The sequence below is a fragment of the Streptomyces toyocaensis genome (assembly GCF_000725125.1).
GTDB classification, from domain to species: Bacteria; Actinomycetota; Actinomycetes; order Streptomycetales; family Streptomycetaceae; genus Streptomyces; species Streptomyces toyocaensis.
On the sequence record NZ_JFCB01000001.1, the window covers coordinates 15,779 to 29,497 of the forward strand.

Here is a 13,719-nt window from a genome sequence, read left to right on the forward strand (position 1 = left end):
AGGAGAAGGGGCGCCTGGTGTTCACAAGCGTACTGATGATCGAGAAAGCTCTGACCTCCGCCGACGTGGAGTTCGTCACCACCTTGCACGGCGACGAGCCGGTCTCCTTCCACGTGCTGCTCCAGCCGCGCGGCGAACAGGCCGACCGGCTGCTGAGAGCCATCGACGACGTCGCGCTCGGCGAGATCGACGAGGCCGTCCGGGAGGGCGAGACACCCGAGGGCGAGGAGGCCCAGAGCATGGGGGAGCGGGCCCTCGAGGTGTCCCTGCAGGCACTGCGGGCCACCGGCGACACGGCGGACGGCCGGCTCGTCGAGGACCATCCGCTGGACGCCCTGAAGGCCGTCGTGGAGGAGGTCGGCGCGGACGAGGTGATCGTCCTGACCGACCCGCACTACGTGGAGGAGTTCTTCCACCGGGACTGGGCCTCCCGGGCCCGGCACAAGGTCGGGGTGCCGGTGCTGAAACTCTTCTCCCACAGCAAGGCATAGGCTGGGGCGGCGCTCTCCCGGTTCTCCCGCGAGGGCGCGAAGACCGCCGTCCCGCTCGTCGCACCACTGGGAGAACACGCATGGCACCCGGCCTTCCTACCGCCATGGACCGACCGCACTTCATCGGCATCGGCGGCGCCGGGATGTCGGGCATCGCCAAGATCCTCGCCCAGCGCGGCGCGAAGGTGGCCGGCAGTGACGCCAAGGACTCCGCCACCGCCGACGCCCTGCGCGCCCTCGGCGCCACCGTGCACATCGGCCACGCCGTCGCGCACCTCGCCGACGACGCCAGCTGTGTGGTCGTCTCCTCCGCGATCCGCGAGGACAACCCCGAACTGGTCCGGGCGGCCGAGCTGGGCATCCCGGTCGTGCACCGCTCCGACGCCCTCGCCGCCCTGATGGACGGCCTGCGCCCGATCGCGGTGGCCGGCACCCACGGCAAGACCACCACCACCTCCATGCTCGCCGTCTCCCTCACCGCGCTGGGCCGGGAGCCGTCGTACGCGATCGGCGGCGACCTGGACGTCCCCGGCTCCAACGCGCTGCACGGCGCGGGCGAGATCTTCGTCGCCGAGGCGGACGAGTCGGACCGCAGCTTCCACACGTACGCCCCCGAGGTCGCGATCATCCTCAACGTGGAGCTGGACCACCACGCCAACTACGCCTCGATGGAGGAGATCCACGAGTCCTTCGAGACGTTCGTCGGCCGGATCGTGCCCGGCGGCACGCTGGTGATCTCCGCCGACCACGAGGGCGCCCGCGAGCTGGCCCGGCGGCTGGACGGCTCCGTGCGGACGGTGACGTACGGCGAGGCGGCCGACGCCGACGTGCGGGTGCTGTCGGTCGTCCCGCAGGGCCTGAAGAGCGAGGTGACCGTCGCGTTCGACGGCGCCCCGCTCACCTTCACCGTCTCGGTCCCCGGCCGTCACTACGCGCACAACGCCGTCGCCGCGCTCGCCGCGGGCGTGGCGCTCGGCATCCCGGCCGCCGAGCTGGCCCCCGCGCTGGCCGCGTACACCGGGGTGAAGCGGCGCCTCCAGCTCAAGGGCGAGGCCGCCGGCGTGCAGGTCATCGACTCCTACGCGCACCACCCGACCGAGATGACCGCCGACCTGGAGGCCATGCGCGCCGCCGCCGGGGACGCCCGCATCCTCGTCGTCTTCCAGCCGCACCTCTTCTCCCGCACCCGGGAACTGGGCAAGGAGATGGGCCAGTCGCTGACCCTGGCCGACGCCTCGGTGGTGCTGGACGTCTACCCGGCCCGCGAGGACCCGATCCCGGGCGTCACCAGCGAGCTGATCATCGAGGCGGCGCGGGCGGCCGGCGCGGACGTGACCGCCGCCCACGACAAGGCGGAGGTCCCCGACGTGGTCGCGGGAATGGCGAAGCCCGGTGATCTCGTTCTCACCATGGGAGCGGGCGACGTCACCGACCTCGGCCCGCGGATCCTGGACCGTCTGTCGAAGTAAGGGGCTGGAAGCTCATGACGTACGACGTCGAGAAGCCGGACGAGCAGTGGCGCGCGGAACTCTCGCCGTCCGAGTACGCCGTGCTGCGCGAGGCGGCCACGGAGCCCGCCTTCACCGGTGAGTACACCGACACCAGGACCGAGGGCGTCTACTCCTGTCGCGCCTGCGGCGCCGAGCTGTTCGCCTCGGACACCAAGTTCGAGTCGCACTGCGGCTGGCCCTCCTTCTACGACCCGAGGGACACCGACGCCGTGGAGCTGGTCGAGGACCGGTCGCACGGCATGGTGCGCACCGAGGTCCGCTGCGCCCGCTGCGGCTCGCACCTCGGTCACGTGTTCAAGGGCGAGGGCTACCCGACACCCACCGATCAGCGGTACTGCATCAACAGCATCTCGCTCAGGCTGCGACCCGCTGAGGGCTGATCACCCCTGCCCGCCCCTCACCATCCCGTCAGCAGGAGGTGGTTGAGGAGCAGGGCCTCAGGGCGGCCTGCCTGGCCGGCCAGGCGCGCGGGCCAGGCGGAAGGGCAGCGGCGGGCAGCAGCCAGAACGCGAACGGCAGCCAGATGCGTTCCGTCTCCGCCCTGCTCATCCCGGACAGACCGGCGATCGGCACCCAGGAGCGCGGAGAGCACGAGCAGTGCCAGCCGGGGAGCGGCGACCGGGGTCAGGACCAGGAACGTCCACGGACGCCGGGTCGGGTTCTGGGGCGGGGGAGGAGGTCACGGCTCCCACCCTACGAACGTGAAACGGACACAACGGGCATCGGCTCCTTACGAAACACGGACGTCGGCGACCGGCCCGCACCGCCCGCACGCGCGGGGTGCGAGGCTGGCCGCATGGAGCAGCCACCACCCGACGCCGGGTCCGGAGCCCGGGTCCTCGTCGTCGACGACGACCCCACCGTCGCCGAGATCGTCACGGGCTACCTCGACCGCGCGGGATACGTCGTCGACCGGGCCGGCGACGGCCCCGACGCGCTCGCCCGGGCGGCGGCGCACCGGCCCGACCTCGTCGTCCTCGACCTCATGCTGCCCGGCATGGACGGCCTGGAGGTGTGCCGCCGGATGCGCGGTCACGGACCCGTTCCGGTGATCATGCTCACCGCGCGGGGGGACGAGGACGACCGCATCCTCGGCCTGGAGGTGGGCGCCGACGACTACGTCACCAAGCCGTTCAGCCCGCGCGAACTCGTCCTGCGCGTCGAGTCCGTGCTGCGCCGCAGCCGCCCCGCCCCGGCCGCGTCCGCCCTGCTGCGCGCCGCCGGCCTCGCCGTCGACCCGGCTGCCCGCCGTGCCACCAAGCACGGCGGTGAACTCTCCCTCACCATGCGTGAGTTCGACCTTCTCGCCTTCTTCATGCGTAACCCCGGGCGGGCGTACGCGCGTGAGGAGCTGATGCGGGAGGTGTGGGGCTGGGACTTCGGCGACCTGTCCACCGTGACCGTCCACGTGCGGCGGCTGCGCGGCAAGGTGGAGGACGATCCCGCGCGGCCCCGGCTCATCCAGACCGTGTGGGGCGTCGGCTACCGGTTCGACCCGGCCTTTGGCGAGGGGTGAGCATGCCGGACACGTTGCTCATCGCCCTGTTCGCCTTCGTCGGCGCCGCCGCGGCCGGTCTGCTCGGCGCGTGCGTGCTGCTGCTGATCCGGCGCCGGTCGCTGACCGCGCACCTCGCGGTCGTCGCCGGGGTCGCGGTGACGGCGATGCTCGCCGGCACACTGGCCGTCGCCCAGGCCATGTTCCTCTCCGCGCACGACCTGAGCGTGGTCACGACGGTCGTCGCCATGGCCGCCGTGGTGTCCACGGTCACCGCGCTGTTGCTGGGCCGCTGGGTCGTCGCGCGCAGCCGGGACCTGACGCTCGCCGCCCGCTCCTTCGGTGACGGCGGCGACTTCGCGGCCCCCGACGGCCCGGCCACCGCCGAACTCGCCGCGCTCAGCCGCGAGCTGGCGGCGACCAGCGTCAAGCTCGCCCAGTCACGGGACCGCGAGCGGGCGCTGGAGTCCTCGCGGCGGGAACTCGTCGCGTGGATCTCCCACGACCTGCGCACCCCGCTCGCCGGACTGCGCGCGATGGCCGAGGCGCTGGAGGACGGGGTCGCCGCCGACCCCGACCGCTACCTCCGTCAGATCCGCACCGAGGTGGAGCACCTCAACGACATGGTCGGCGACCTCTTCGAGCTCTCCCGCATCCACGCGGGCGCGCTGACCCTCTCGCTCTCCCGTATCTCCCTCTACGACCTGATCGGCGACGCCCTCGCCGGCGCGGACCCGCTCGCCCGTGAGCACGGCGTACGGCTCGTCGGCGACCGGGTCGAGGCGGTCCCGGTGCAGGTCGACGGGCGGGAGATGAGCCGGGTGCTGGGCAACCTGCTGGTCAACGCGATCCGCAGGACCCCGGCCGACGGCACGGTGGCCGTCGCCGCGCGGCGCTCGGACGAGGGCGTGGTGCTGTCCGTGACCGACGGCTGCGGCGGCATCCCCGAGGAGGACCTGCCCCGCGTCTTCGACACCGGCTGGCGCGGCACCCACGCCCGCACCCCACCGGCGGGCGCGGGCCTCGGCCTCGCCATCGTCCGCGGCATCGTCGAGGCCCACCGCGGCAGCACCACGGTCCGCAACGTCACCGGCGGCTGCCGCTTCGAGGTGACGCTCCCGGCGGCGGAGGGCTGACCCGGCGGGCGTCCCGGTGCGGGGCGGGGTCAGTCACCCCGCGGTCCCGCCGCCGCGAACTCCCGCATCCCCTCGTCGAAACCGATCTCGGGCTTCCAGCCCAGTTCGGCCCGCAGACGGGAGGAGTCCGCCGTGAGGTGGCGGACGTCGAACACGACGGGTTCGTGCCCGCGGGCCCGCAGCGCCTCGACGACATGGGGCCCGATGGACCCGGCACCGCCGGTGACCAGTACGCGCATACGCCCACGCCAGGCCCGCGCCCCGCCCGGGGCGGGCTCCGCGCCCGGCACGTCACCGCTCCGTAAGACAACCCCCGGTGGTTTCCCGCGCCCGAAACCGGGCAGGTGGCGGCCTTGGGACCCGGGCCGTCCCGGACGGTGCGCGCGGTTCCGGGGCTTTGTCGGTGGCGCCGTCTACACTCACCGGCGACACAGCGTGCGACCCCGGTCAGCAACTTCCGCCACGCGAAGGGCATTCGGCGTCTTGATACGGATCGATTCAGTCACGAAGCGGTACCCGGACGGCACGGTGGCGGTCGACCGGCTGTCGCTGGAGATCCCCGACCGTTCGATCACCGTCCTCGTCGGACCCTCCGGCTGCGGTAAGACGACCACCCTGCGCATGATCAACCGGATGGTCGAACCCACCGAGGGGACGATCCTCCTCGACGGCGAGGACATCCAGCGGCAACCCGTCACCACCCTGCGGCGGTCCATGGGTTACGTCATCCAGAACGCCGGGCTCTTCCAGCACCGCACGATCGTCGACAACATCGCCACCGTCCCGCGCATGCTCGGCTGGGGCAAGCAGCGGGCCCGCGAGCGGGCGGTGGAGCTGATGGAGCGGGTGGGCCTGGACACCTCCCTGGCCAAGCGCTACCCCTACCAGCTCTCGGGCGGCCAGCAGCAGCGCGTCGGGGTGGCCCGGGCGCTCGCCGCGGACCCGCCGGTGCTGCTGATGGACGAGCCGTTCTCCGCGGTCGACCCGGTGGTGCGCAAGGGGCTTCAAGAGGAACTACTGCGGATTCAGGGCGAGTTGGGCAAGACCATCGTCTTCGTCACCCACGACATCGACGAGGCGGTCACACTCGGCACCATGGTCGCCGTCCTGCGCGAGGGCGGCAGGCTCGCCCAGTACGCGCCGCCCGCCGAGCTGCTGTCCACCCCCGCCGACGGTTTCGTCGAGGACTTCCTCGGTGCCGACCGCGGCATCCGCCGGCTGTCCTTCTTCCCCGCAGCCCCACTGGAGCTGAGCACCGACGCCGTGGTCCCGGCCGACGCGCCCGCCGAGCGGATCGCCGCCGTCGGGAGCCCGTACCTCCTGGTGACCGGCCCCGACGGCCGTCCGCTCGGCTGGGCCGAGCGCGACCGGCTGACGGACGGGACCGTCGACACCGGCCGACTGCTGCCGTACGGACGGCCGTTCGTGCCCGGCGCCGACTCCCTGCGGGTCGCCCTCGACTGCGCCGTGCTCTCGCCCACCGGCTGGGCGGTCGCCGTGGACGCCGACGGGCGGGTGACCGGGGTCGTCTCCCAGCGGACCATCGGCGAGGCGATCCGCGCCGCCCACTCGGCCGGCCGCGCCGAGGACGAGAAGGTCGCCGGATGAGCGGCTTCTTCGACATCCCCAGCGACCTCCAGCACAGCTGGGCCGGCCTGATCGGACTGCACATACGGGAGGCCCTGCTGCCGGTGGCGGCCGGGCTGCTCCTCGCCCTGCCGCTCGCGCAGGTGTGCGGACGCTTCCGCTGGCTGTACCCGCCCGTGCTCGGTGTGACGACCGTGCTGTACGCCATCCCCTCGCTGGCGTTCTTCGTCGTCCTCATCGACTACACCGGCCAGACCGAACTCACCGTGATGATCCCGCTGGCCCTGTACAGCCTCGTGGTGCTGGTCCCGGCGATCGTCGACGGCGTGCGCTCGGTGCCGGACGAGACCCTGGCCGCCGCCACCGCCATGGGCTTCGGCCCCGTACGGCGTTATCTCCAGGTGCAGTTGCCGATCGCCGCCCCCGCCATCATCGCCGGGCTCCGGGTCGCCACCGCGTCCAGTATCTCCCTGGTCAGCGTCGGCGCCCTGATCGGCAACCAGGGCGCCCTCGGCAATCTGCTCGCGGCCGCGCAGAAGTACGACCGGCCGGAGCTCGCCGTCAACTCCGTGCTCACGATGGCCGCCCTGGCGGTCCTGTGCGACGCCCTGCTGGTCCTGCTGCGGGTCTGGCTCACGCCGTGGATGCCGCGTGGCGGCAGCCGCCGCAAACCCGCCACGCGGCGGGAAGAGCTCACCCCGGAGGGTGCGGTCCGGTGAACGTCCTCCACTTCGTCAACGCCTTCTTCAGCGACGGAGCCCACTGGCAGGGTTACGACGGCATCCCCCAGCGCTTCTGGGAGCACGTCCAGTACTCGGTGCTGGCGCTGGCCGTCGCCTCCGCGATCGGCCTGCCCGTGGGCCTGCTGACCGGACACACCGGACGCGGCGGGAACGCCCTCGCCCTCATCGCCAACGCCGCCCGCGCGCTGCCCAGTTTCGGCCTGCTGGTGCTCGCCGTCCTGCTGATCGGCTTCGGCCTGCTGCCCGTCATGATCCCGCTGGTCGTCCTGGCGGTCCCGCCGGTCCTGGTGACCACCTACGAGGCGGTCCGCTCCGTCGACCCCGCCCCGGTGGACGCGGCCAGGGGCATGGGCATGCACGAGTCGCGGATCCTCTTCCACGTCGAACTCCCGGTGGCGCTGCCGCTGATCCTCAGCGGCCTGCGGTCCGCCGCCATCCAGATCGTGTCGACGGCCACCATCGCCGCGTACGTCAGCCTCGGCGGCCTCGGCCGGTACATCATCGACGGGCTCTACCAGCGCGACTACGAGAAGGTGGTCGGCGGCGCCACGCTGGTGGCGGCCCTGGCACTCGCCACCCTCGCGCTGTTCTGGGCCGCGGGACGGCTGACGGTGTCGCCCGGCGTGCGCAGGCGCTGACCGCGGCCCGGCTCCGGCAGCAAACCGTGACCACCACGTTCTTGACCGACCGTCAAACGGCTGGATTGGATCGACGAATGACTCACACCGCCAAGGGCAGCAGATCGAGGACGAGGCACACCGGCGCGGCGGCCGTCGCGCTCACCGCCGCGGCGGCGCTGCTCGCGGGCTGTTCCTCCGACGACACCTCCGACAATCCCCTCGAAGGGGAGAAGGCCGAGACGGGCACCGTCGTCGTCGGCTCGAACAACTTCGCCGAGAGCACCCTGCTCGCCGACATCTACGGTGAGGCGCTGCGCGCCAAGGGCCTCAAGGTGACCTACAAGCACAACATCGGCAGCCGTGAGACGACGTACGGCCTGATGAAGAACGGCTCCATCACGGTCCTGCCCGAGTACAACGGCTCCCTCCTCGCCTACCTCGACCCCGAGGCCGCGCAGGAGTCGACGGAGGCGGTGAACGAGGCCGTCAAGGCGAAGCTGGACAAGAAGCTGACGCTGCTGGAGTCGTCGCCGGCCGAGGACAAGGACTCGGTCGCCGTCAACGCCGGGACCGCGAAGAAGCACGGCCTCACCAACGAGTCGACCCTCGCCGACCTCAGGGACGCCGCACCGGACCTGGTGATCGGCGGTTCGCCCGAGTTCCAGACCCGCCGGCAGGGGCTCAAGGGCCTGGAGTCGGTGTACGGACTGACGTTCAAGTCCTTCAAGGCGCTCGACGCGGGCGGCCCGCTGACGCAGGCGGCGCTGAGCGGCAACGAGGTGCAGGCCGCCGACATATTCACCACCGACCCGACCATCGTGAAGGAGAAGTTCGTCGTCCTGAAGGACCCGGAGAACCTCTTCGGGTTCGCCAACGTCACCCCGTTGGTGCGCAAGGACGGGCTCCCGAAGGAGGGCGTCGACGCGCTCAACGCCGTCTCCGCGAAACTGGACACCGAGACGCTCCTCGACCTCGACGCCCGGATCCAGCTCGAGAAGAAGGACCCGCTGGACGTGGCCAGGGCCTGGCTGAAGTCGGCCGGCCTGGACTGACCGCCGCCCGGACCGACCGGCGCCCGTGGGCGCGGCCGCCCGTCCGGCGCCCACGGGCGCCGGTCCTAGGCCGCCTCCGCGATCAGCCGGTCGATCAGCGCGATCAGCACGTCCCGGCTCGACTCCCGCTCCCGCGCGTCGCACAGCAGCACCGGCACGCCCTCCGGCAGCGTCAGCGACTCCCGGATGTCCTCCACCGGGTAGGGGTGCTCGCCGTGGAAGCCGTTGACGGCGATCACGAACGGTATGCCCCGGCGTTCGAAGAAGTCGATCGCGGCGAAGCTGGACCTGGGTCTGCGCACGTCCACCAGGACCACCGCACCCAGCGCGCCGAGGGCCAGGTCGTTCCACATGAACCAGAACCGCTGCTGCCCCGGCGTGCCGAAGAGATACAGCACGAGGTCGTCCGAGACGGTGATCCGGCCGAAGTCCATGGCGACCGTGGTGGCACGTTTCTCCTCGACGCCGTCCAGGTCGTCGACGTCGAGTCCCGCCATGGTCAGCGGTTCCTCGGTGCGCAGCGGGGCGATCTCGCTGACCGAGCCGACCATGGTGGTCTTGCCCACGCCGAAGCCACCGGCGATCAGGATCTTGACCGTGTCGGGAGCCGGACGGTCGGCGGGTGCCTGAGCGGTGGTGTCAGAGCCGGCCAAGGCCCTCCCTCACTTTCTGCAGCAGGTCCAGATCCGGGGTGGTACGGGTGACGGGGTGCGGCGGGTGGACGGTGATCCGGCCCGCCTCCAGCAGGTCGCAGAGCAGGATGACGACCACGCTCACCGGGAGGTCGAGACGCGCGGCGATCTCGGCGACCGCGACCGGCTCGGCACACAGCCGGAGGATGCGCAGGTGCTCGGGCTGTGGCCGGGCGGCCGTCTCGGGCTGCGGGTCCGCGGCCGTCACGGTCGTGATCAGGGTGAAGTCGGCGCGGCTGGGCCGGGTCCGGCCACCGGTCAGGGTGAACGGCCGTACCAGCCGGCCCGCCGGGTCGCTTCCGCCCACCTCACACGCCGGGGTCGGCAGCGGGCCCTGCGGCCTCCCGCGGCGCCGCGCTGAGGTGCTCGCCGATCTTCTTCACCAGCATGTTCATCTGGTATGCCACCACGCCGACGTCCGCGCCGGGACCGGTCAGCACCACCAGGTGGGCGCCGGGACCGGCCGACGTGAGGATCAGGTAGCTGTGCGCCATCTCGATGAGCGCCTGGCGCACCGGACCGCCGCGGAAGTCCATGCTGACGCCCTTGCTGAGGCTCATCAGACCGGACGCGGTCGCCGCCAGGCGCTCCGCGTCGTCGCGCAGGAAGCCGGTGGACTTGCTGACCACCAGCCCGTCCTCGGAGAGCACCACGGCCTGGTTCACGTCGGCGACCCGTTCCACGAGTCCGGTCAGCAGCTGGTCCAGCTGGGTGTGGGTGGCGGGGATGGGGGGTGTCATGACGATGTTCCTTCGTGAGCGGTCGGCGGTCAGCGGTCGGCGGGCGGAGTCGGGAGCTCGCCGGGATCGGCGGGCACGTGCGCCGGTACGGCCCCGTCGGCGTCGTCGGTGCCGTCGTCCCGTGCCTGGCGCGTGCCGCGCTGGAAGCCGGCGAGCGAGGAGGCGGCGCGCTCCGCGGTGAAGTCCTCGCAGGGCTCGTCCCCGGTGTCCGGCGGGGTCTCCTCGCGCAGTTCGGCGGCCAGACTGGTCTGCGGCACCCGGCGGGGGAGCGGGGTGAGACCGTCCCGGCGGGGGGCGGCCGTCGCGGCGGCGGGCGCGGAGCCGGTCCGTACGGCGGTGGCCGGCCGGGGCGCCGGGGCCTGCGCGCCCGCTCCCGCCTGCCCGTCGGCGTCCGCGCGCGCACCGGCGGCGGCCCCGTCGCGCCGGCCGTCCGCCGCGTCCTGTCCTGTCGTGGAACTCGCCGCGTCCCGCGCGGTCGCGGTACCCGCCCCGTCCCGGCCGCCGTCACCGGCCGGTTCGTCCCGCACGACGATCTCGTGCGGGATCAGCACGATGGCCGTCGTCCCGCCGTACGGCGAGGGGCGCAGGGTGACGGCGATGCCGTGCCGGTGTGCGAGCTGCGAGATCACGAACATGCCGAGCCGGAGGTCGTCGGCGAGCGCCACCACGTCGAACTGCGGCGGCTTGGCCAGCTGGGCGTTGAGTGAGGCGTAGTCGTCCTCCGACATGCCGAGGCCCCGGTCCTCGATCTCGACGGCCAGCCCCTTGGCGACCATCGCCGCCCGCACCCCGACGGGGCTGGGCGCCGGCGAGTACACCGTCGCGTTGTCGATCAGCTCGGCCAGCAGATGGATCACGTCGGCCACCGCGGGCGGGGCGACGGACACCTCCTCCTCGGTGAGGACCTCCACCCGCTGGTACTCGGCGACCTCCCCGACGGCGCTGCGCACGATGTCGATCAGGGCGACCGGCTCGCTCCAGGAACGGCCGGGACGCTCACCGCTGACGACGACCAGGTTCTCCTCGTAGCGGCGCAACTGGCTGGCCGTGGAGTCCAGTTCGTACAGGCCCTTGAGGACCTCGGGGTCGGTGTGCCGGCGTTCCAGCGCGTCCAGCTTGCTGAGCTGGAGGTTGACCAGGTTCTGGCTCTGCCGCGCGATGCCCAGGATGATCTTCTGGAATCCGCGCCGGGTGTCGGCGAGTTCGACCGCGGTGTGCACGGCGGTGCGCTGCGCGGTGTTGAACGCCTGTGCCACCTGCCCCAGCTCGTCGTGTCCGTAGTCCAGCTCCGTCGTCGCCGACTCGGCGTCCACCTTCTCGCCGCGCTCGAGCCGGGCCACCACGTCGGGCAGCCGCTCCTCCGCCAGACCCAGGGTGGCCATCCGCAGTCCGCGCAGCCGGCGGGACAGCGAGCGGGTGATGCGCCAGGACAGCCCGACGCACAGCAGCAGCGCGAGGAGACCGGCGGCGCTCAGGGAGGCGGCCTTCACCAGCAGGCCGCGGGCCTCGTCCGCACTGCGGATGAGGAGCGCGTCCGTCTGCTGCCGGATCATCGTGGAGTACTGCGGGGAGACCCGGTTCACGGCCTCCTCCCAGCGGTCCCTCAGGTCCGGCAGGGCGACGGTGTGGTCGTCGGCCGTGGCGTGGGTGGCGAGGACCTGGTCCTCGACCGCCTCCAGGGCGCGCCACTCCGGGCTGCTCAGGATCCGCTCGGTCTGCGTCTTGGTCTCGCCTTCGAGGGACGGCTCGATCTGGTCCTCGACCAGCCAGCGGCGGGTGTGGACCAGCTCCGCGAAGGCGGTCCATTCCTCGTCGTCGAGTTGGCCGGACGGCCAGGCGAGCGTCAGGTGCGCGTTCTCCCGGGACACCAGCTCCGCCGCGTGTTCCAGCGCGACGAGCGGCTGGGCCTGCGAGGTCAGGTCTCCGTCGTCGACCTGGGAGAGCTCCTGGAAGGCGTGGATCTGGTCGTCGATGATCGAGGTGTACTGGGCCAGTGCCTCCTCGGCGCTGATGTCGCTGGGGTCGTCCACCTGGTCCCGGTAGTACTCCAGGCTGCCCACCGAGCCGAGCACCGAGTACAGCCGGTCGGAGACGCGCGCGGGTGCCTTGCCGATCGCGTCGGCCTGCCCGACCAGCTTCGCCACCGCCTCGTCGGTCTTCTCGCGCTGCGCGTCGAGGGCGGTACGGGGCCTTCGCGGCTCGGCCAGCCACGCGGCGGTCAGCGCCCGTTCCTTCTGCAGCGCGAGCGTGGCGTGCGTGCCCATCGCGCCGGTCGACCGGCTCAGCTCCGTCTGGGACCGCAGCTGCAGGCCCTCCGAGAACATACGGATCGTGGTCAGGCCCCACATGCCGGCGAGGGTGACGCTGGGCACGAGTGCGAGGAGGAACAGCGAGAGCCGAATGGAGCCGAGACGGCGCCGGGCACCTGTCCGTGGAGACATCGTGGTCCTAGGGCGTTCGGATGGTGGGGAGAGTACGCACGGGCCGGCCCGTCAGCGGGTTCCGCCGGCGGCGAACCCGGCGACCGAGTCCGCGTTGGCCTTCGTGACGAACGCCGGTCCGGTGAGCACGGGCGCGACCCCGCCGCCGCTGATGTTGCCGTTGGACCGGTACAGCCACATCGCGTCCACGGCGAGATAGCCCTGGAGGTAGGGCTGCTGGTCGACGGCGAACCGGACGTTGCCACCGCGCACGGCCTCGACCAGGTCCTCGTTGAGGTCGAAGGTGGCCACGCCGGCGTCGCTGTCCGCCTCCTCGACGGCCTCGACGGCGGTCAGCGCGAAGTCCGCCCCGTTCGTGACGATCTCGTCGATGGCGGAGTCCTGACGCAGCCGGGCGGTGAGGATTCCGGAGACGGCGCGCATGTCGGTGCCGTCCACGTAGAGGTTCTCCGTCGTCCCGTCGAACGCCTTCCTCATGCCCGCGCAGCGGGCCTCCAGGCCGACGTTGCCGCGCTCGTGGACGACGCACAGGGCGTGCTTGGCCTTCAGCTCGTTGAGCTTCTCGCCGACGGCCCGGCCCGCCACACTCTCGTCCTGTCCGAAGAACGCCGAAAGCCCCGCCGGCTTCCAGGCGTCGATACCCGCGTTGAGCCCCACCACGGGGATGTCGGCCGCCCGTGCCTCGTTGACCGGGCCCGTCATGGCACCCGGCTTGGCCAGCGTCAGCGCGATGCCGTCGACGCCGTCGCGGACCGCCTCGCGGACCAGAGCGGCCTGGCCCGCGGGATCCGGGTCGCTCACATACGTCAGCTCGATGCCGTCCTTGGCCGCCGCGGCCTCGGCCCCCTTCTTCACCCGGTCCCAGAAGGCGTCGTCCTCGCTGCCGTGGGTGACCATCGTGACCTTCGTCCGCCCGGTGCCGGACCCGCTCGCGTCGTCCGAGTCCGCGGAGTCGCCGGCCGCGCCGAACGCGGAGCAGCCGGTCACCAGCAGACCGACGGCGGCTGCCAGGGCCGCCGGGCGGAGTCTCGGGAGGCGGCGGGACGGGGGACGAGTGTTCATGAGGAGTGCGGACCTCGCTGTGCGGCCGAGCAAAAGAGCAGGGGAGAGCACGGACGGCGGCCGCGGGGAGCGGTGCGCCGATCGGGTGACTCTCGCTGGCCCGGAGCCAACCCTGTGCGACCACTGGTCGTCAAGTGAAGGGCCACGTG

15 protein-coding genes are annotated in these 13,719 nt (G+C 72.3%); 9 read left to right on the forward strand and 6 right to left on the reverse strand.

Annotated features, from left to right (window positions below; translation table 11 throughout):
- The first annotated feature begins 17 nt into the window (after positions 1-17).
- The 5 genes from BU52_RS00080 to BU52_RS00100 all read left to right on the forward strand — a co-directional run bounded on the left by BU52_RS00080 (position 18) and on the right by BU52_RS00100 (position 4,633).
- Positions 18-491, forward strand: coding sequence for an indole-3-glycerol phosphate synthase (locus tag BU52_RS00080; protein ID WP_200881132.1), 474 nt, complete (start codon positions 18-20; stop codon positions 489-491).
- Positions 492-571: 80 nt separating this feature from the next.
- Positions 572-1,960 carry a UDP-N-acetylmuramate--L-alanine ligase gene (gene murC, locus BU52_RS00085; RefSeq protein ID WP_037925822.1) on the forward strand — a complete coding sequence of 463 codons (1,389 nt, stop codon included), beginning with the start codon at positions 572-574 and terminating at the stop codon, positions 1,958-1,960.
- Positions 1,961-1,974: 14 nt separating this feature from the next.
- Entirely contained in the window at positions 1,975-2,382 is a 408-nt protein-coding gene (gene msrB / locus BU52_RS00090) for a peptide-methionine (R)-S-oxide reductase MsrB (protein WP_037925825.1), read from the forward strand.
- Between the two features lie 416 nt (positions 2,383-2,798).
- Positions 2,799-3,518 (forward strand): response regulator transcription factor, encoded by a 720-nt coding sequence (locus tag BU52_RS00095; RefSeq protein WP_037925828.1) that lies wholly within the window; start codon positions 2,799-2,801, stop codon positions 3,516-3,518.
- A gap of 2 nt (positions 3,519-3,520) precedes the next feature.
- Positions 3,521-4,633 (forward strand): sensor histidine kinase, encoded by a 1,113-nt coding sequence (locus BU52_RS00100; protein ID WP_037925831.1) that lies wholly within the window; start codon positions 3,521-3,523, stop codon positions 4,631-4,633.
- A 29-nt stretch (positions 4,634-4,662) separates the two neighbouring features.
- Here the strand turns inward: BU52_RS00100 and BU52_RS36750 are convergent, their stop codons facing one another.
- On the reverse strand, positions 4,663-4,872 hold the full coding sequence (locus BU52_RS36750) for an NAD-dependent epimerase/dehydratase family protein (RefSeq protein ID WP_407702019.1): 210 nt from the start codon (positions 4,870-4,872) through the stop codon (positions 4,663-4,665).
- Positions 4,873-5,116: 244 nt separating this feature from the next.
- Here BU52_RS36750 and BU52_RS00110 point away from each other — a divergent pair, with 244 nt between their 5' ends.
- From BU52_RS00110 to BU52_RS00125, 4 genes are all read left to right on the forward strand, one after another.
- Positions 5,117-6,241, forward strand: coding sequence for an ABC transporter ATP-binding protein (locus BU52_RS00110; protein ID WP_037925837.1), 1,125 nt, complete (start codon positions 5,117-5,119; stop codon positions 6,239-6,241).
- Positions 6,238-6,939 (forward strand): ABC transporter permease, encoded by a 702-nt coding sequence (locus BU52_RS00115; protein ID WP_037925840.1) that lies wholly within the window; start codon positions 6,238-6,240, stop codon positions 6,937-6,939. Before BU52_RS00110 ends, BU52_RS00115 begins: the two co-directional genes overlap by 4 nt.
- Positions 6,936-7,601, forward strand: a complete 666-nt coding sequence (locus BU52_RS00120) for an ABC transporter permease (RefSeq protein ID WP_037925843.1) — start codon at positions 6,936-6,938, stop codon at positions 7,599-7,601. Before BU52_RS00115 ends, BU52_RS00120 begins: the two co-directional genes overlap by 4 nt.
- Positions 7,602-7,678: 77 nt before the next feature.
- Positions 7,679-8,635, forward strand: coding sequence for an ABC transporter substrate-binding protein (locus BU52_RS00125; RefSeq protein ID WP_037925845.1), 957 nt, complete (start codon positions 7,679-7,681; stop codon positions 8,633-8,635).
- 65 nt (positions 8,636-8,700) lie between these two features.
- On the opposite strand, the gene BU52_RS00130 is transcribed toward BU52_RS00125, so the two are convergent.
- Genes BU52_RS00130 through BU52_RS00150 form a run of 5 tightly spaced genes read right to left on the reverse strand, consistent with a single transcriptional unit; the run spans position 8,701 to position 13,570 of the window.
- Complete coding sequence (locus BU52_RS00130; RefSeq protein WP_037925848.1) at positions 8,701-9,288, reverse strand: GTP-binding protein; 588 nt, start codon at positions 9,286-9,288, stop codon at positions 8,701-8,703.
- The gene (locus tag BU52_RS00135) at positions 9,275-9,634 is read right to left on the reverse strand and encodes a DUF742 domain-containing protein (RefSeq protein WP_037925850.1); all 360 of its coding nucleotides are present in this window, start codon (positions 9,632-9,634) and stop codon (positions 9,275-9,277) included. Before BU52_RS00135 ends, BU52_RS00130 begins: the two co-directional genes overlap by 14 nt.
- A gap of 1 nt (position 9,635) precedes the next feature.
- Positions 9,636-10,067, reverse strand: coding sequence for a roadblock/LC7 domain-containing protein (locus BU52_RS00140; protein WP_037925853.1), 432 nt, complete (start codon positions 10,065-10,067; stop codon positions 9,636-9,638).
- A gap of 29 nt (positions 10,068-10,096) precedes the next feature.
- Positions 10,097-12,508 carry a sensor histidine kinase gene (locus tag BU52_RS00145; protein ID WP_037925856.1) on the reverse strand — a complete coding sequence of 804 codons (2,412 nt, stop codon included), beginning with the start codon at positions 12,506-12,508 and terminating at the stop codon, positions 10,097-10,099.
- Positions 12,509-12,559: 51 nt separating this feature from the next.
- Positions 12,560-13,570 (reverse strand): substrate-binding domain-containing protein, encoded by a 1,011-nt coding sequence (locus tag BU52_RS00150; protein ID WP_037925859.1) that lies wholly within the window; start codon positions 13,568-13,570, stop codon positions 12,560-12,562.
- Positions 13,571-13,719: the final 149 nt, after the last annotated feature.